Genomic DNA, 17,131 nt, shown 5'->3' with positions numbered 1-17,131 from the left:
GAGTTGACCGCCTGGCCAGCTGCTTGAGGCTATATCTGCGGCCCCTCATCGCACCCCGCAAAACTGAAACCGTCATTTCGTTTCTGATCCCATGAGAACCCGTGCAATCCCACGCAGACCCGCAATTATCGCACGCCACCCTATGGGATTATCTTAAGAGGGGACACATAAAAAAGGCCCCCCGAAGGGGACCAGTTGGAGCACGCCAGCTCACTCGGTGAATCGCCACCTGATTCGGCGATCATGCCTGACTACTTGCGAAGATCAGGCCACCAATTTGATAGTTATTTAAAATACAAAGGGTTATGGAATCATCGAGGTGTTTAGCCTCTCCTGCACCCGGCGACAGCCATGCGGCACTGCACCATACGAGCACCTTCCGGCAGATGGATGCGCCATGGCGAGGCAGGCGCTTCGCGCTAGAAGCGCCAGGTGGCCCCCAACAGCGGGCCGCTCATCGCCACATCAAGCCGCGTGCCCGCCTCGTCACGATCCACCGCCAGGTGGCGATAGCCCGCGGAGAGATAGAGGGTCTCGTTCACCGCGTAGTTGCCGGTAGCCACCAGCTGCCAGGTGCTGTCGGCGCCGACACCAAAGCCGCCGACATCGGCGTGCAGCAGCGTGGTCCAGGCCGGGCGCCAGCTGGATCGCAGCCGCGCGGCGAGGATCGGGTCGACCCAGCGCTCGGTGTCGCGGGCACCGAGCGCCAGGGCCGGTACGCCCACCTCGGCCTCGATCCGCCAGGCCCGTGCGCCCGCCAGCAGGTCCAGGCGATGGTCGGGCTCGCTGACCACCTGGTAACCCGCCGCCGCCGTGAGCGAGCGCTGGCGCAGCTTGCCCTGGACGGCGACCCCAGGCGCCAGCGTGCTCTCGTGGCTCAGCGAGGCCCAGGTGAGGTCGCCGAACAGTACCCAGCGATCGCGCCGCGCGCTGCCGGCCAGGAAGAAGGCGCCCTCCAGGTCGTCCAGCACATCGCCAAAGGAGCGCGAGGTGCTGACGGTGGGAGCGCCCGCCAGGGGACGGACGTCACCCGACACGCCAGCCATCCAGGCATAGGGAGTCAGCTGGTAGCGCCAGCCATCGTCGGCAGCGCGAGCCTCGGATGCCATGCCCTGTACCGCAAGCACCAGGCCAAGGGCCAGTGGAACATGTCGAGTCGTCATGAGCCTTCTTCCAGGCGGTCCTTGTGAATGCGACCGCCCTTCATGATCAGCCGCAAGTTGCGCTCCGGGTCGTGCAGGAAATCGAGGTCACGGCTCGGGTCGCCATCCACCACCAGCAGGTCCGCCAGGGCGCCGGGCTCGATGCGACCGAGCGTGCCGGGATAGGGGTTGCGCGGGCCAGAGAGGGCAAGCAGCTCGCCGTTGCGCCCGGTGGCCATGGCCAGCACCGTCAGCGGGTCGTAGAAGCGGGTGAGCTTGGCCAGGTGGCGCAGCTGGTTCGGCGTGTTCTGGGGGCTGAAGAGGATGTCGGTGCCCCAGGCCGTCTGGACGTCGAAACGCTGCGCCAGCTCGTAGGCACGCACCGTGCCCTCGGTGACCTGGCGCTGGGTCTCACGACGCGCCTCGTCGGGATAGACATTGGCATCCTCGTCCTGCAGGAAGGGCTGCAGGCTCCACCAGGCGCCCTGCCCGGCCATCATGCGCACGCTCTCCTCGTCGGCCAGCTGGCCATGCTCGATGCAGCGCACCCCGGCCCGCAGGGCGCGCTGGATCCCCCGCGGCGTGTAGACGTGCACCGTCACGTAGGTGCCCCAGTCGTCTGCGGCCTCCACCGCGGCGCGCAGCTCGCGCTCGGTAAACTGGGTGCTGTCCAGGGGATCGTAGATGGAGGCGACCCCGCCGCCGGCCATCAGCTTGATCTGGGAGGCGCCGAGCATCAGCTGCTCCCGGGTGCGCCGCAGCACCTCGGCCTCGCCGTCGGCAATCGCCGCCACCCCCTGACGCTCCTGCTCGCTGAGCGGCGTGGCGGTGCCGCGGGGCACCTCGTGGCGCATGCGAAAATCGCCATGGCCCGACGTCTGGGAGATCATGGCGCCGGCGGGAAAGATCCGGGGGCCGGCCACGATGCCTTCGTCGATGGCGCGCTTGAGCGCGAAGGATGGCCCGCCCACGTCGCGCACGCTGGTCACCCCGCGCATCAGGGTGCGCTCCGTCTCCCGGGCCGCCACCAGGTGCACATAGCCTACATCGGCGGTCATCGCCGCCACCTGGGTGATGGCGGCCAGGGTGGTGTGCCAGTGGGCATCGATCAGCCCCGGCATCAGCACCCGCCCGCCGCAGTCGATCACCTCGGCCCCATCGGCGTCGGCATCACCGGGCAGGAGGGCCGCGATGCGCCCCTCCTCCACCCTCACCGCCACGTCATCGCGCAGCGAGGAGCCGCTGCCGTCGAACAGGCGCAGGTGGGTCAGCAGCAGCGGCCCCTCGCGCTCCCGTGGCTGCTCCCCCACCGCGAAGGGGGCGTGAAGGCCGGCGAAGAGCGCCATGAGGGCGGCCGTCCCGCCCAGGAAGTGACGGCGGCTGATCTCCGCCATCATGCGCTCATGGAAACGCTGCAGCAGCGGTGAGCCGCAGCCGCAGGGGCCGTGGGCGTGATGACTCACAGGCGCAAGTGGCGGCAAGGGGCGAATGTCAGGCGGCATGAGGAATTCCTTGTCTGGGTGGCCGGTCGGTGCCGCCTCGACTGGCGGGCATGGCGTATCAGCGGGATCTGGCCGCGCCATGGCGTTGGCGGCAGGCCTTGAGTGGCATCAAGACTTGCCACGCACTTTTCTAGTTCTCATGAAATTAGCCCGGAATCCTGGCCGGTGCCATGGGCAATGCCTCCCTCGCCGGCCTCGCCCCTTCACGCCACGGGAGCGCCTCGCTCACGACGCCTGAAGAGGGCCTTCTCGAGCTCTACCAGAGCAAAGAGCACCACGCCGAAGGCCAGGATGCTGGCCCACTCCATCGCGCCGAGGGGGGCGGTGCCGAACAGGAACTGCAGTGGTGGGGCATAGGTGAAGAGCGCCTGCAGGATGACCAGCACGCCCACGGCCACCAGCACCGCTCGGCTGCCCAGCAGGCCGGTGCGGTTGCAGGCGGGCTCGAGGATGTAGCGGCTGTTGAAGAGGTAGGCGACCTCCCCCATCACCAGGGCGTTGATGGCCACGGTTCGGGCGAGCTCGATCTCCACGCCCCGCTGCTCCATCCACAGGAAGTGACCGAAGGTTCCCGCCAGCAGCAGCAGCGAGACGAAGAGGACCCGCCAGATCAGGAAGCCGGAGAGGATCGGCGTGCCGGGGTCCCGCGGGCGACGGCGCATGACGCCGGGCTCGGCGGGTTCGAAGGCCAGGGCCAGGCTCAGGGTCACGGCCGTGACCATGTTCACCCACAGCACCTGGGCCGGCAGCAGCGGCAGGGTCATGCCCAGCAGCACGGCGGCCAGGATCGTCAGGGCCTCGCCGCCGCTGGTGGGCAGGATATAGAGAATGGCCTTGCGCAGGTTGTCGTAGACGGTGCGCCCCTCCTCCACGGCATGGGCGATGGAGGCGAAATTGTCGTCGGCCAGCACCATGGCGGCGGCTTCCCGGGCGGCCTCGGAGCCCTTGATGCCCATGGCGACCCCCACGTCGGCGCGCTTGAGGGCCGGGGCGTCGTTGACGCCGTCGCCGGTCATGGCCACCACCTGGCCGCCCGCCTGGAGCGCGCGCACCAGGCGCAGCTTGTGCTCCGGCGTGGCGCGGGCGAAGACGTCCACCTCGCGCACCAGGCGCTCGAGGTCTGCATCGGAGGCCTGCTCCAGGGCGTGCCCCGGGATCACCCCGCCCGCGGTGGCAATGCCGAGCTCGTCGGCGATGGCCCGGGCGGTGACCGCATGGTCGCCGGTGATCATCTTCACCAAGATGCCGGCCTGCTGGCACTGCTTCACCGCGGCGATCGCTTCCTCACGGGGCGGGTCGATGAGGCCGCAGACCGCCACCAGGCTCAGGCCACCCTGCTCGACGTCGGGGAAGGTCAGGGTGCGCTGATCCGCATCCACCCGCTTGACCGCCACCGCCAGCAGCCGCTGCCCGTGGGAGGCGATCGCCTCCATGCGTCGCTCCCAGGAGGGCCGGTCGAGCGGGCGGTCGCCCTCCCGCGTGCGTTCATGGTCGCAGACGGCCAGCACGCGTTCGGGTGCCCCTTTGAGGAACAGCAGGCCATGATCGCCCTCGTGGTGCTGGTGGAGGGTGACCATGAACTTGTAGAGGGACTCGAAGGGGATCACGTCGGTACGGGGATAGCGCCTGGCGACCTCCCGGGCATCCAGCCCCGCCTTGAGCCCGGCGACCACCAGCGCCCCTTCCGTGGGGTCGCCTTCCAGCTGCCAGGCACCGTCCCGTTGCTGGAGCTCGGCATCGTTGCACAGCAGGATGCCCTCAAGCGCCTCGGCCAGCACCGGGTAGTGCGCGACCTCCACCGCCTCGCCGGCGCGACTGAAGCCACCCCGGGGCTCGTAGCCGACCCCGCTGACCTCGAACTGCTCCTCGGCGGTGAGCAGGGTCTTCACGGTCATCTCGTTGCGGGTCAGGGTGCCGGTCTTGTCGGTGCAGATGGTGGTGACCGAGCCCAGGGTCTCCACCGCCGGCAGGCGGCGGATGATGGCGTTGCGCACCGCCATGCGCTGCACGCCGATGGCCAGGGTGATGGTCATGATCGCCGGCAGGCCCTCGGGGATGGCCGCCACTGCCAGGCTGACGGCGGCCAGGAAGGTCTCCACGAGGTCGTAGTCGCGCAGCCCGTAGCCGATGGCAAAGGTGATGAGGGCCAGCACCACGATGGCCCCCGACAGCCAGCGCCCGAAGGTGGCAATATCGCGCAGCAGCGGCGTGGTCAGGGTCTCCACCTCGCCGAGCAGCGCCGAGATACGTCCGATCTCGGTGTCCGCGCCGGTCTCCACCACCACGCCCCGTCCCTGGCCGAAGGCCACCAGGGTGCCGGAGAAGGCCATGCAGCGCCGGTCGCCCAGGTCGGCCTTCGCCTCCACGGCCGCGGTCTGCTTGTCCACGGCCACCGACTCGCCGGTGAGCATGGCCTCGTCGATGCGCAGGTTGTGGCTTTTCAGCAGGCGCAGGTCGGCCGGCACCCGGTCCCCGGCCTGGAGGAACACCAGGTCGCCGGGGACCAGCTCCTCGGCGGGAACCGTGCGTCGCTGCCCGTCGCGCAGCACCTGGGCCCGGGGCGAGAGCATGCCACGGATCGCCGCCAGGGCCTGCTCCGCCTTGCCCTCCTGGAGGAAGCCGACGATGGCGTTGATCAGTACCACCCCCAGGATCACCCCGGTGTCGACCCAGTGCTGCAGCAGGGCCGTGCCCAGCGCGGCGGCCAGCAGCACATAGATGAGCACGTTGTGGAACTGCCGCAGAAAGCGACGCAACGGGCCGCTGCGGTGTGGCGTCGGCAGGCGATTGTGGCCGTGGCGCGACAGCCGATCCGCTGCCTGTTCGGCGGTCAGGCCCCGTTCCGAGGCCTCGAGCCCGGCGAGGACCGCGGCGGGCGCCTGGCTGTACCAGGCGGGCTCGCGGCGAGGTTCCCCGCTCATGGCGAGGGCTCCAGGCGCGTGCTGGTGCGCTTCTCCGATGGCCTCTGGCACCGCCGTCGCTGCATGGCACCTCTCCCTGTCGAGGTCTTGCCTTCCCCGGCCCTGCCGCCGGCCCCCTTCGCTTCTCGCACATTCCCGCCGCGCCCGACAAGCCGAGTTGCTGAAAAACCCGTCCATCGCGCATGCTGCCTCTCCAGTCCACTTCGCCAGGAGACCCTCCATGACCCAGCCTCGCCTCGGCTTCATCGGCATCGGCCTGATGGGCAACCCCATGACGCGCCGACTGCTGGCCGCGGGATTCGACGTGACCGTATGGAACCGCACCCCCGCCAAGGCTGCCCCCCTGGGCGAGGCCGGCGCCCGGGTGGCCGGCTCCATCGCCGAACTGGTGGAGGGAGTCGACGTGGTACTGCTCTGCCTGGCCAACACCGCCGTGGTGGAGGACGTGGTGTTCGGCGACGGGGGCGTGGCCCAGCACGGCCGTGCCGGCCAGCGGCTGGTCGACCTCTCCAGCAGCGACCCCGCCGCGACGCGTGACTTCGCCGACTGGCTCGAGAGCGAATGCGGCATGCACTGGGTGGATGCGCCGGTCTCCGGTGGCGTCGCCGGCGCCGAGGCAGGCAGCCTGGCCATCATGTGCGGCGGCGACGCCGAGGATATCGAGGCGCTCCGGCCGGTGCTGGCGCCCCTCTCCGCCCGGGTGACCCATATGGGCCCGGTGGGCAGCGGCCAGGTGACCAAGGTCTGCAACCAGATGGTGGTCGGCTGCCAGGCGGCGGTGCTGGCCGAGATGGTGGCCCTCGCCGAGGCGAGCGGCGTGGACGCCACCCGGCTCGTCGAGGCGCTCTCCGGCGGCTTCGCCGACTCGACCCCCTTCCGGATCCTCACCCCGCGCATGGCGGCGAGCGACTTCGCCGACCCGTCCTGGCACCTGCGTACCCTGCTCAAGGACCTGGACATGGCGGTGGCCCAGAGCCAGCGCAGCCACAGCGCCACCCCCATGAGCGGCCTGGCCGCCCAGCTGATGCGCGCCCATGCCGGGCGCGGCCACGCCGGGCACGACCCGGCGATCCTGGTGGAGGCCTACCGCCCCGTCGGCGAGGGGGATGAGGCATGAGCGCGCCCAGGGTGGTCTACCTCACCGGCGGCGCCCAGGGGATCGGCCTGGGCATCGCCGAGCACCTGCTGGCCCGCGGTGACTGCGTGGCGCTGACCGACATCGACGACGAGGCGCTGGCCGAGTGCCGCGAGCACCTGGGTCATGCCGAACGCCTGCTGGCCATGGTCTCGGACGTGCGCGACGAGGCTCGGGTCGCGGAGAGCCTCGAGGCGACGGTGGCACGCTTCGGCCGGCTCGACGGGGTCATCCACAATGCCGGCCTGGCCGACCCCTTTCAGGGTCCGGTGGAATCGCTGCCGCTCGCCACCTGGCAGGCCTATCTGGACACCAACCTCACCGGCGCGATGCTCTGCGCCAAGCATGCCGCGCCCCACCTGCGCGAGAGCTGCGGCGCCATGGTGCTGATGGCCTCCACCCGAGCCCTTCAGTCGGAGCCCGATACCGAGGCCTATGCCGCCAGCAAGGGCGGCGTGGTCGCGCTCACCCATGCCCTGGCGGTGAGCCTCGGCCCCGAGATCCGTGTCAACGCCATCAGCCCGGGGTGGATCGAGGTCGGCGACTGGCAGAAGGCCGCCAGTCGCACGCCGGTCGAGCATCGCGAGATCGACCGCGACCAGCACCCGGTCGGGCGCGTCGGCCGCCCCGAGGATATCGCCGCCATGGCAGCCTTCCTGCTCTCCGACCAGGCGGGCTTCATCACCGGCCAGAACCTGGTGGTGGACGGCGGCATGACCCGGCGAATGATCTACGCGGAGTGAGACGCCAGGATTTGTCGCCTCTTGCCCCCTTCCGTACACTCGTTTGATTACGAACATTTCCCGACGATTCAGGGAAACGCTGAACAAATCGGCGAGCGGACTAGGCGTCCCCGAATGAAGCGCAAGGCGCCCGCAGCGCAGACGCCGGAGCCTATGCGGTACTAGGTGAGGATGTCGACCGGGCTGGCGAACCAGCAGCGCGCAACGAAGCGATTCGCCCGTGCAGACATTTGTGCAGTGTTTCCCCAGCCGAGGCAAGCCCCATGGCATTTGATTCCACTTCCACCTACGTGGCCACCGAGGCCCTCAAGCAGGCGGTCAACGCCGCCGTGACCCTGGAGCGCCCGCTGCTGATCAAGGGCGAGCCGGGCACCGGCAAGACCCTGCTCGCCGAGGAGCTGGCGGCCTCTCTGGGCACGCGACTGCACACCTGGCACATCAAGTCCTCCACCAAGGCCGCCCAGGGGCTCTACGAGTACGATGCGGTGAGCCGCCTGCGCGACTCCCAGCTGGGCGTCGAAGGGGTGGAGAACGTCGCCAACTACATCCGGCCCGGCAAGCTGTGGGAGGCCTTCACCGCGGACGAGCGGGTGGTGCTGTTGATCGACGAGATCGACAAGGCGGACATCGAATTTCCCAACGACCTGCTCCAGGAGCTGGATCGCATGGAGTTCCATGTCTACGAGACCGGCGAGACCATCCGCGCCAGGCACCGCCCGATCATCGTCATCACCTCCAACAACGAGAAGGAGCTCCCCGACGCCTTCCTGCGTCGCTGCTTCTTCCACTACATCGAGTTTCCCGACCGCGCGACCATGCAGGCCATCGTCGACGTGCACTTCCCCGAGATCGCCCCGCAGCTGGTCGGCGAGGCGCTGGAGGTGTTCTTCGACCTGCGCCAGGCCCCGGGCCTGAAGAAGAAGCCCTCCACCTCGGAGCTGGTGGACTGGCTGAAACTCTTGATGGCCGACGACCTGGCCCGGGAGGCGCTCTACCAGCGCGACCCGGCCAGGGCGATCCCGCCGCTGGCCGGGGCACTCGTCAAGAACGAGCAGGATACGCAGTTACTGGAACGGCTGGCCTTCATGATGCGCCGCCAGGGCAACGCGAGGCGCTGACGCATGTTCATCGGCCTGTTCGAGACCCTGAGGCGCGCCGGGGTGCCGGTGTCGCTGCGCGAGCTGCTCGACCTCCACGCGGTGGTGGAGCGTGGCGTGGTGTTCGCCGACATGGAAGCCTTCTACCGCATCGCCCGCACCGTGATGGTCAAGGATGAGCGCCACTTCGACCGCTTCGATCGCGCCTTCGCCGCCTGGTTCGAGGGGCTGGAGGACATGGATGCCGCCATCGAGGCGCTGATCCCCGACGATTGGCTGCGCCGGGAATTCGAGAAGCAGCTCTCCGAGGAGGAGAAGGCCCGTATCGAGTCCCTGGGCGGGCTCGAGGCGCTGATCGAGACCTTCAAGCAGCGCCTCGAGGAGCAGAAGGAGCGCCACGCCGGCGGCAACAAGTGGATCGGCACCGGCGGCACCAGCCCCTTCGGCGCCTACGGCTACAATCCCGAGGGGATTCGCATCGGCCAGGAGGGCTCCCGCCATCGCCGGGCGGTGAAGGTGTGGGACGAGCGCCGCTTCCGCGACTACGACGACTCCCTGGAGCTGGGCACCCGCAACATCAAGATGGCGCTGCGCCGGCTCAGGAAGTTCGCTCGCCAGGGGGCCGCGGAGGAGTTCGACGTGGACGCCACCATCCGCGAGACCGCCCGGGATGCCGGCCTGCTCAACGTGCAGATGCGCCCGGAGCGCCACAACGCGGTGAAGGTGCTGCTGCTGCTCGACGTGGGCGGCTCCATGGACGACCACATCCGCACCTGCGAGGAGCTCTTCTCGGCAGCGCGCTCGGAGTTCAAGCACCTGGAGGCCTACTACTTCCACAACTGCCTCTACGAGGGGCTGTGGCGCGACAATTCCCGTCGCCATCATGAGCGCATCCCGACGATGGACGTGCTGCACACCTATGGCGACGACTACCAGGTGGTGATCGTCGGCGACGCCGCCATGTCGCCGTTTGAGGTGACCCACCCCGGCGGCAGCGTGGAGCACTTCAACGACGAGGCCGGGGCCGTGTGGCTCAGGCGCCTGGTGGAGAAGTTCCCGCGCCTGGCGTGGCTCAACCCCATGCCGCCGCGCGCCTGGGAGTTCACCCACTCCACCCGGCTGATCCGCGAGCTGATCAGTGAGCGCATGTACCCCATGACCCTCGAGGGGCTGGAGAATGCCATGCGGGAGCTGGCCCGGTAGCAAGAAATAGCCCTTATGGGCTATTTATCACAAATATAGCCATTAAAGGCTATCGAGGTGACAAATAGCCCTTAAGGGCTATACTCGAGGCACGCCACCGGAGGAGGAAGGAACCCCATGCCACAGCGCATCGCGGTGCTGACCGGCGACGTGATCGACTCGCGCAAGGTCGAGGACCGAGCTCGTCTCTACCGGCTACTGGACGAGAGCCTGGCCGAGCTGGCCTCCCGGCATGGCGGCCACGGCGAACGCTTCCGGGGCGACGGCTTCCAGCTCGCCCTGCCCCGGGCGGCGCCGGCCATGGAGGCGGCCGTGGCCCTGCGAGCGGGGCTGATCGAGCACTCCGAGCCTGACCAGCGCTGGGATGCCCGGATCGCCGTGGCGGTCGGGCAGGCGGAGCGCGGCGTCGCGGCAGCCGACGGCGCCACCTTCGTGGCCTCGGGGCGCGCCCTGGATGCCCTGGCCGATACCAGCGCCCACCTGTCGCTGACCCGGCTCGAGGCACCCGAGGACCCCGGCCTCGCCCTGCTGGTGCGCTTCATCGACGACCTGCTCGACGGCTGGTCGCCCTACTCCGCCGAGGTCGTCGGCCTGAGCCTGCGCCATGACGCCTCCCAGCAGGCCCTGGCCGAGCGTCTCGGCATCCGTCAGCCCAGCGTGCACAAGCGCCTGCGCGCCGCCCGCTGGTCCCTGCTCTCCGACACCCTCGACTACCTGCGAGAGCGCCTCGCCGACGAGGAGGGCACGCCATGAGCGCCGATGCCCTGTCGCTGCTGATGGGCCTGGTCCTTACCCACCTGATCGGCGACTTCCTGCTGCAGCCGCGGCACTGGGTGGAGGAGCGCTACCGGCTGCGCCACCGCTCGAAGCACCTGCTCCAGCATGCCGGCCTGCACGGCCTGCTCGCCGGGGGCGTGCTGCTGGTGGCGAGTGCGACCATGCCCCGGGGCCTGGCCGCGGTGCTGCTCGGCGCCCTGGCGGTGGCCGCCAGCCACTGGCTGATCGACCTGGCCAAGGCCCGGCTGCCGGCCGGCGAGCTGCGCTGGTTCCTGCTCGACCAGGCCGCCCACCTGCTGGTGCTGCTGGGGCTCTGGCTGGCCTGGCTCGGCAGCCTGGCCCCGCTGCGGGAGTTCGCCGCCTGGCTCGCCTCGCCCACGGTGCTGGGGATGGCGGCCGCCTACCTGCTGGTGACGCGTCCGCTGTCGATCGCCATCGCCCTGGTCATGCAGCGCTGGAGCGAGCAGCTCGAGGAGACCGGCACCCTGGCCAGCGCCGGGGCGCGCATCGGCGTGCTGGAACGGCTGCTGGTGCTGACCCTGGTGCTGCTCGACCAGCTCACCGCGGTCGGCTTCCTGCTCGCCGCGAAGTCGGTGCTGCGCTTCGGTGACCTGCGCGACTCCCGCGACCGCAAGCTCACCGAGTACGTGCTGCTCGGCACCCTGCTCAGCGTCTCCACCACCCTGGTGCTGGGCATGCTGGTGCGCCTGCTGCTGCTCGAAGGCTGAACGGGCCGACGGCCCCGGCCGCCGCACCGGGAAGACACAAGCTTTTGCCGCCCCGGACGGCGGGCCGTACAATGCTCGGTCATTGCCGCCGACCTGCGCGGCCCCGCTTCCGTCACCCGCACGAACACGCTCGAGGAACCGCCGGACCCATGCGCGCTAGCCAACTGTTGATCGCCACCCTGAAGGAAACCCCCGCCGACGCCGAGGTCGTCAGCCATCAGCTGATGCTGCGTTCGGGGATGATCCGCCGCCTCACCTCCGGTCTCTACACCTGGCTGCCGCTGGGCCTCAAGACCCTGCGCAAGGTGGAGCGCATCGTGCGCGAGGAGATGGATCGCGCCGGCGCCCAGGAGGTGCTGATGCCGGCGGTGCAGCCCGCCGAGCTGTGGCAGGAGTCGGGCCGCTGGGAGCAGTATGGCCCGGAGCTGCTGCGCCTCAAGGACCGTCACGAGCGCGACTACTGCGTCGGCCCCACCCACGAGGAGGTGATCACCGACCTGGTGCGCAAGGAGATCGCCAGCTACAAGCAGCTGCCGGCCAACTTCTACCAGATCCAGACCAAGTTCCGCGACGAGATCCGGCCCCGCTTCGGGGTGATGCGCTCCCGCGAGTTCATCATGAAGGACGCCTACTCCTTCCACGTGGACGAGGCCTCGCTGATGGAGACCTACCAGGTGATGTATGACGCCTATGTGCGCATCTTCACCCGCCTGGGCCTGGACTTCCGCCCGGTGATCGCCGACAACGGCGCCATCGGCGGCACCGGCTCCCACGAGTTCCACGTGCTGGCCGACTCCGGCGAGGATGACATCGTCTTCTCCACCGAGTCCGACTACGCCGCCAACATGGAGAAGGCCGATGCGCTGCCCGCCCCGCTGGGCAGCGACCTCCAGCGCCCGGCCCCCGGCGAGGAGCTGCGGCTGGTCGATACCCCCAATGCCCGCACCATCGCCGCCCTGGTGGAGCAGCATGGCCTGCCCATCGAGAAGACCCTCAAGACACTGATGGTCCACGCCGCCGAGGGTGGCCTGATCGCCCTGCTGGTGCGCGGTGACCACGAGCTCAACGAGGTCAAGGCCGAGAACCTCCCCGAGGTGGCCACCCCGCTGACCATGGCAAGCGAGGAGGAGATCCGCGCTGCGGTGGGCGCCGGCCCCGGCTCGCTCGGCCCGGTGAATCTGGACATGCCGATCATCGTTGACCGCTCGGTCGCCCTGATGAGCGACTTCGGCGCCGGTGCCAACGTCGATGGCAAGCACTACTTCGGGATCAACTGGGAGCGCGACGTGGCGCTGCCCCCGGCGTACGACATCCGCAACGTGGTGGAGGGCGACCCCTCACCAGACGGCAAGGGCACGCTTTCCATCAAGCGCGGCATCGAGGTGGGCCACGTCTTCCAGCTGGGACGCAAGTACAGCGAGGCGATGAACGCCACCGTGCTCGGCGACGAAGGTCGTGCCGTGCATCCCTGGATGGGCTGCTATGGTATCGGGGTGACCCGCGTGGTGGCCGCCGCCATCGAGCAGAACCACGACGACGCCGGGATCATCTGGCCGGATGCCATCGCCCCCTTCCAGATCGCGATGGTACCGATGAACGCCCACAAGTCGCAGCGGGTGCGCGAGGAGTCCGAGCGGCTGTATCAGGCCCTCACCGCCGCCGGCTTCGAGGTGCTGCTGGATGACCGCGACCTGCGCCCCGGCGTGCGGTTCGCCGACCACGAGCTGATGGGCATTCCCCACCGCCTGGTGGTCGGCGACCGCGGCCTGGACAAGGGGGAATTGGAGTACAAGGGACGCCGTGACAGTGACGCTACCATGGTACCGGCCGAGCAGATCCTCGACTTCCTGGGCGAGAAGGTCGCTCGCTGAGGGCGGCCGGGCCGCCGCCCTGGCAGTGGCCTGCTCCCTCTTCACCACCGCCGCGCTGGCCCAGGGCGACGGGGACTTCATCGCCGCCCTGCCCGCCTCGCTCGCGCCCGAGCGGCCCGCACCCGTCGTGCGGGCCCTGCCGGAGGCCCCCGCCAGCCTGCGCGGCACCCTCGACAGCATTCGCGGCGCACCCGTGGCGCCCGCCGAGATCTGGGCCGCCCGCCAGTGGCTCAATGACATGGAGCCGCGCCTTGCCCGCTACCTGCCGGACCCGGCGCGGCGCCGCGAGCTGCTGGGGCGCATCCACCATGAGGCGCGCCTGGCCGGCCTGGCACCGGAGCTGGTGCTGGCGGTGATCCAGGTGGAGAGCGCCTTCCAGGCCGAGGCCGTCTCCTCGGCCGGCGCCGTGGGCCTGATGCAGATCATGCCGTTCTGGATCCGCGAGCTGGGCCTTCCCGCCGACGACCTCAAGGACCCGCGTCGCAACCTGCGCTATGGCTGCACGATCCTCGCCCACTACCTGGCCGTGGAGGACGGCGACCTGACCCGGGCGCTGGCTCGCTACAACGGCAGCCTGGGCAAGACCTGGTACCCGGAGCGGGTGATGCGGGCCCTGGCCCGCCACTGGTCGCCGGCGAGTCCCGCCCCGGTGCGCACCACCGCCGAGCGCTGACCTCGGGCCGGGGCGACCGGCTCGGCCTCGGCCGGCCACTCGCGCATCGCTCCTTCCCGGACATCGGCTGGCCTTGCGGACAGGCAGGTGCACCATGCAGACGAAAAAAAGCCGACCCAAGCGGGCCGGCTACTGGGGGGAAAGCTCCCCCCTCCCCTGACGACTCTTGAAGCGGCTGGATCAGTGCTTCTTCTTGCGATGGTGGTCGCGGACGATGAACGCGACCCAGCCCCCCATGAAAGCGACCATCATCGCGACGGTTACCAGCCCGAAGATTACGGCGTCATCCAGATACATGGTGGTGTCCTCCCGTCCCGATGTGATGAGTGAACTGTAGCCCGTCACGTGGGGAGGAAAGCTGACCTGCATCAAGTTTCTCCGCGGCCTCGCCGAGTCGCGGGAAATCCGTTGATCCAGGTCAGTTTTCACGGCATCTTCTTGTCCTCGACCTCGCCGGGATCGGTGCCCGGGGGCAGCGGATGGCCCTTGGCGAGCTCGGCACGGGTGGCGTCGCGCACCTCCAGCACCTCGAGGCGGTAGCGCAGGACCTGCCCGGCCAGCGGGTGGTTGGTGTCGATGACCACGGCGTCATCGCGCACCTCGAGCACGGTGACGATCTCGGGGCCGTCGTCACCCGGGGTCTGGAAGCGCATGCCCGGCGCGACCTCCTCCACCGGGAAGGCATGGCGGCCGACCTCGCGCACCAGCGCCTCGTCGCGCAGGCCATAGGCCTCGGCCGGCATCAGGGTGACGGAGAGCTGGGCGCCGGCGTCCTGGCCCGCCAGGGCGTTCTCCAGGCCGGCCATGATGTTGCCGTGACCATGCAGGTACTCGAGGGGCTGCCGGCGGGCACGGGAGTCGTCGAGGACACTGCCGTCCCGGTCGCTGAGCACATAGTGCAGGGTCACGACCCGTTGCGGGGCGATGGTCATGGGGTCTCCTGAGGCGAGTGGCTGAGTGAGAGAGGCGCGCCGCCTAGTCGCGGCGACGCAGCTGGCCGACGGGCATCTCCAGGCGCTGCTGCTTGTGCAGCATGTTGAGCAGCACGATGGCGCGCTCCTCGCCCTTGTGGCTGGCGAACACGGCCTGGAGGTCCTTGAAGGGACCCTCGGTGATCTCCACCGCCTCGCCGGCGCGGAAGTAGACGTTCGAGGTCGCGTCCTCCTCCCCGCTGCCGTGGGTGAGCAGCGTCTCGACCAGCTCGTCGCTGACCGGCACCGGCATGTCCAGGCCGAAGGTGACGATCTTCAGCACGCCGCGGGTCGAGCGGATGGGCCGCCAGTTGCTGGCCAGGCGGTCTAGCCGGATGAACAGGTAGTAGGGGAACAGCGGCTCGCTGATCCACTCGAGCTTGCCGCGGCGCTTCTTCTGGACCTGGAGCACGGGGTGGAAGATCTCGTAGCCCTGGTTGGCCAGGTGCTCGGCGGCGCGGAAGGACTCTCCTCCCTTGCACTGGATCACGTACCAGCGGGGCACGGCATCGTCGGCCTCGGCCTGGCGAATCTCGGAATCGCTCATGTCGCTCCTGATAAGGGTTCCTGCAAGGCGCCTGTCGGAGGTGACGGATCTCGCAGCAGATCGGTGACAAGTCCGACAGGCGCCTGGTATCACTGCCGGGGCTCTGCAACAATCCCACCGCATGCCAGCCCGGCTGGCACGGCTCGGATGACTGGGATCGGACGCTGCCCGGCTGCCGATCCAGGATTTTACCATCGATGGTCGAGGCCTGCGTGGCCCCGTCGAGTCCCATGCAAGGAGTGCTGCCCGACATGCCGTCTCCCACCCCCCGTCGCAGCTGGCGCGACGCCCTGGCCATCTACCTGCGTGCACCGGTCATCACCATGCTGTTCCTGGGCTTCTCCGCCGGCCTGCCCTTCCTGCTGGTCTTCTCGACCCTCTCGGCCTGGCTGCGCAGCAGCGGGGTCGAGGTGGCGGCCATCGGCTTCTTCGCCTGGATCGGCATGCTCTACTCGATCAAGTTCTTCTGGGCCCCGGTGGTGGACCGGCTGGCCCTGCCGCTGCTGACCCGCACCCTCGGCCAGCGCCGCGGCTGGATGCTGCTGGCCCAGGGCATGATCGCCGCCGGCCTGGTGGGACTGGCCGGGGTCGACCCGGTGGGCCACCTGCCCCTGGTGGCCGCCTTCGCCCTGCTGGTGGCCTTCGGCAGCGCGACCCAGGACATCGCCATCGATGCCTTCCGCATCGAGTCCGCCCCGGATGATGTCCAGGCCGCCATGGCCTCGACCTACATCATCGGCTATCGCGGCGGGCTGCTGGCGGCCGGGGCAGGCGCCCTCTACGTCGCCTCGCTGGCCTCCTGGGAGGCGGCCTACCTGACCATGGCGGCGCTGGTGGGCATCGGCGTGATCACGGTGCTGCTGCGTCCGGAACCCGAGCGACTCTCGCTGACCACCCAGCTGATCCACGAGCCCCGGGTGCGCGCCTTCCTGCGCGCCTCCCGCGGTCGGGCGAAGCCGCTGCGGCGGCTCGGCGCCTGGGTGATAGGGGCGATCGTCTGTCCCTTCACCGACTTCTTCACCCGCCACCGCCGCAAGGCGCTGTGGCTGCTGCTGTTCGTGGCGGTGTTCCGGATCAGCGATCTGGCCATGGCCTCCATGGCCAACCCGCTCTACATCGACCTCGGCTTCACGCTGGCCACCATCGCCAATGTCACCAACGTCTTCGGCATCGCCATGAGCATCGGCGGCGGGATCCTGGGGGGGCTGCTGGTGGCCCGCTACGGCATCGGGCCGATCCTGGTGCTGGGGGCGGTGGCCGCGGCGCTGACCAACCTGCTGTTCGCGGCCCTGGCGCTGGCCGGCCAGAGCCTGCCGATGCTGGTGATGGCGATCATCGGCGACAACCTGGCCAATGGCCTGGCCAGCGCCGTCTTCATCGCCTTCCTGTCGAGCCTCACCTCGCGCGCCTACACGGCCACCCAGTACGCCCTCTTCTCGTCGCTGATGACCCTGCCCGGCAAGTTCCTCAGCGGGTTCGGCGGCCTGGTGGTCAGCGGCGAGGGCTATGCCACCTTCTTCCTGATCTCCACGCTGCTGGGGCTGCCGGCCGTGCTGCTGGCGATCTGGATCAGCCGCGACCGCGAGCTGGTGCCGGCGCCCGAGGGCGCCTGATCGCCGCTCAGCCGTCCAGCCGCGCCTGCAGCCAGTCAAGCGCCCCCGGCGTGGTGCGCCACTGGTCGCGCATCAGGGTGCGATACTGCCACGCCTCGGCACGGGAGCCGGGGTCGGCGACGCCCTCGCCGCCGCCGACCGGACGCGGGTTCTCGGCGCACAGCATGGCCATGGCGCTGGGCGAGGTGGCCCGCCACAACCCCCACGC

At 69.5% G+C, this 17,131-nt stretch carries 15 protein-coding genes and 1 pseudogene; 9 read left to right on the top strand and 7 right to left on the bottom strand.

The window, feature by feature from the left end; all coding sequences use genetic code 11:
* Positions 1–419: 419 nt before the first annotated feature.
* The 3 genes from SCI24_RS04500 to SCI24_RS04490 form a co-directional block, all read right to left on the bottom strand.
* Positions 420–1,163, bottom strand: a complete 744-nt coding sequence (locus SCI24_RS04500) for a hypothetical protein (RefSeq protein ID WP_318724237.1) — start codon at positions 1,161–1,163, stop codon at positions 420–422.
* Positions 1,160–2,644, bottom strand: a complete 1,485-nt coding sequence (locus SCI24_RS04495) for an amidohydrolase family protein (protein ID WP_318724236.1) — start codon at positions 2,642–2,644, stop codon at positions 1,160–1,162. The genes SCI24_RS04500 and SCI24_RS04495 overlap by 4 nt, the downstream gene beginning before the upstream one ends.
* A 203-nt stretch (positions 2,645–2,847) precedes the next feature.
* Entirely contained in the window at positions 2,848–5,565 is a 2,718-nt protein-coding gene (locus tag SCI24_RS04490; protein WP_318724234.1) for a cation-transporting P-type ATPase, read from the bottom strand.
* Between the two features lie 220 nt (positions 5,566–5,785).
* Between SCI24_RS04490 and SCI24_RS04485 the strand changes: the two genes are divergently transcribed.
* The 8 genes from SCI24_RS04485 to SCI24_RS04450 all read left to right on the top strand — a co-directional run bounded on the left by SCI24_RS04485 (position 5,786) and on the right by SCI24_RS04450 (position 13,792).
* A complete protein-coding gene (locus SCI24_RS04485; protein WP_318724233.1) occupies positions 5,786–6,682 on the top strand; it encodes an NAD(P)-dependent oxidoreductase in 897 nt (298 codons plus the stop codon).
* Positions 6,679–7,443, top strand: a complete 765-nt coding sequence (locus SCI24_RS04480) for an SDR family oxidoreductase (protein WP_318724232.1) — start codon at positions 6,679–6,681, stop codon at positions 7,441–7,443. Before SCI24_RS04485 ends, SCI24_RS04480 begins: the two co-directional genes overlap by 4 nt.
* Positions 7,444–7,706: 263 nt before the next feature.
* Entirely contained in the window at positions 7,707–8,561 is an 855-nt protein-coding gene (locus SCI24_RS04475) for a MoxR family ATPase (RefSeq protein ID WP_318724231.1), read from the top strand.
* Between the two features lie 3 nt (positions 8,562–8,564).
* A complete protein-coding gene (locus SCI24_RS04470) occupies positions 8,565–9,743 on the top strand; it encodes a VWA domain-containing protein (RefSeq protein WP_318724230.1) in 1,179 nt (392 codons plus the stop codon).
* A 117-nt stretch (positions 9,744–9,860) separates the two neighbouring features.
* Complete coding sequence (locus SCI24_RS04465; protein ID WP_318724229.1) at positions 9,861–10,496, top strand: hypothetical protein; 636 nt, start codon at positions 9,861–9,863, stop codon at positions 10,494–10,496.
* Complete coding sequence (locus tag SCI24_RS04460) at positions 10,493–11,248, top strand: DUF3307 domain-containing protein (protein WP_318724228.1); 756 nt, start codon at positions 10,493–10,495, stop codon at positions 11,246–11,248. Before SCI24_RS04465 ends, SCI24_RS04460 begins: the two co-directional genes overlap by 4 nt.
* Positions 11,249–11,397: 149 nt before the next feature.
* Entirely contained in the window at positions 11,398–13,119 is a 1,722-nt protein-coding gene (locus SCI24_RS04455) for a proline--tRNA ligase (RefSeq protein WP_318724227.1), read from the top strand.
* A gap of 88 nt (positions 13,120–13,207) precedes the next feature.
* On the top strand, positions 13,208–13,792 hold the full coding sequence (locus SCI24_RS04450) for a lytic transglycosylase domain-containing protein (protein WP_412929035.1): 585 nt from the start codon (positions 13,208–13,210) through the stop codon (positions 13,790–13,792).
* Between the two features lie 180 nt (positions 13,793–13,972).
* Here the strand turns inward: SCI24_RS04450 and ccoM are convergent, their stop codons facing one another.
* From ccoM to rfaH, 3 genes are read right to left on the bottom strand one after another with little or no spacing between them, the layout of a single operon-like run.
* Positions 13,973–14,161: a cytochrome c oxidase subunit CcoM gene (ccoM, locus tag SCI24_RS04445; RefSeq protein ID WP_318724225.1), complete on the bottom strand. Its 189-nt coding sequence runs from the start codon at positions 14,159–14,161 to the stop codon at positions 13,973–13,975.
* A gap of 56 nt (positions 14,162–14,217) precedes the next feature.
* A complete protein-coding gene (locus SCI24_RS04440; RefSeq protein WP_133636270.1) occupies positions 14,218–14,724 on the bottom strand; it encodes an FKBP-type peptidyl-prolyl cis-trans isomerase in 507 nt (168 codons plus the stop codon).
* Positions 14,725–14,767: 43 nt separating this feature from the next.
* Positions 14,768–15,310 carry a transcription/translation regulatory transformer protein RfaH gene (rfaH, locus tag SCI24_RS04435; protein WP_318724224.1) on the bottom strand — a complete coding sequence of 181 codons (543 nt, stop codon included), beginning with the start codon at positions 15,308–15,310 and terminating at the stop codon, positions 14,768–14,770.
* A 251-nt stretch (positions 15,311–15,561) separates the two neighbouring features.
* On the opposite strand from rfaH, the gene SCI24_RS04430 reads away from it, so the two are divergent.
* Entirely contained in the window at positions 15,562–16,923 is a 1,362-nt protein-coding gene (locus SCI24_RS04430) for an AmpG family muropeptide MFS transporter (protein WP_318724223.1), read from the top strand.
* Between the two features lie 7 nt (positions 16,924–16,930).
* Here SCI24_RS04430 and SCI24_RS04425 read toward each other — a convergent pair.
* Positions 16,931–17,131: pseudogene (locus SCI24_RS04425) on the bottom strand (zinc chelation protein SecC); the annotation flags it as partial.

Origin of the sequence: Halomonas sp., from assembly GCF_033549285.1 — a bacterium.
Lineage (GTDB): Bacteria > Pseudomonadota > Gammaproteobacteria > Pseudomonadales > Halomonadaceae > Halomonas.
Note: the sequence above shows the minus strand (reverse complement) of the source record. Positions and strands in the feature narration are given on the sequence as shown.

What these genes read in the sequence shown, in the direction of transcription:
- SCI24_RS04465 (WP_318724229.1), top strand. Translation starts at nt 9,861, where the DNA reads ATGCCACAGCGCATCGCGGTGCTGACCGGCGACGTGATCGACTCGCGC.
- SCI24_RS04455 (WP_318724227.1), top strand. Translation starts at nt 11,398, where the DNA reads ATGCGCGCTAGCCAACTGTTGATCGCCACCCTGAAGGAAACCCCCGCC.
- SCI24_RS04430 (WP_318724223.1), top strand. Translation starts at nt 15,562, where the DNA reads ATGCCGTCTCCCACCCCCCGTCGCAGCTGGCGCGACGCCCTGGCCATC.
- SCI24_RS04470 (WP_318724230.1), top strand. Translation starts at nt 8,565, where the DNA reads ATGTTCATCGGCCTGTTCGAGACCCTGAGGCGCGCCGGGGTGCCGGTG.
- SCI24_RS04500 (WP_318724237.1), bottom strand. Translation starts at nt 1,163, where the DNA reads ATGACGACTCGACATGTTCCACTGGCCCTTGGCCTGGTGCTTGCGGTA.
- SCI24_RS04440 (WP_133636270.1), bottom strand. Translation starts at nt 14,724, where the DNA reads ATGACCATCGCCCCGCAACGGGTCGTGACCCTGCACTATGTGCTCAGC.
- SCI24_RS04475 (WP_318724231.1), top strand. Translation starts at nt 7,707, where the DNA reads ATGGCATTTGATTCCACTTCCACCTACGTGGCCACCGAGGCCCTCAAG.
- rfaH (WP_318724224.1), bottom strand. Translation starts at nt 15,310, where the DNA reads ATGAGCGATTCCGAGATTCGCCAGGCCGAGGCCGACGATGCCGTGCCC.
- SCI24_RS04460 (WP_318724228.1), top strand. Translation starts at nt 10,493, where the DNA reads ATGAGCGCCGATGCCCTGTCGCTGCTGATGGGCCTGGTCCTTACCCAC.
- ccoM (WP_318724225.1), bottom strand. Translation starts at nt 14,161, where the DNA reads ATGCAGGTCAGCTTTCCTCCCCACGTGACGGGCTACAGTTCACTCATC.
- SCI24_RS04485 (WP_318724233.1), top strand. Translation starts at nt 5,786, where the DNA reads ATGACCCAGCCTCGCCTCGGCTTCATCGGCATCGGCCTGATGGGCAAC.
- SCI24_RS04480 (WP_318724232.1), top strand. Translation starts at nt 6,679, where the DNA reads ATGAGCGCGCCCAGGGTGGTCTACCTCACCGGCGGCGCCCAGGGGATC.
- SCI24_RS04495 (WP_318724236.1), bottom strand. Translation starts at nt 2,644, where the DNA reads ATGCCGCCTGACATTCGCCCCTTGCCGCCACTTGCGCCTGTGAGTCAT.
- SCI24_RS04490 (WP_318724234.1), bottom strand. Translation starts at nt 5,565, where the DNA reads ATGAGCGGGGAACCTCGCCGCGAGCCCGCCTGGTACAGCCAGGCGCCC.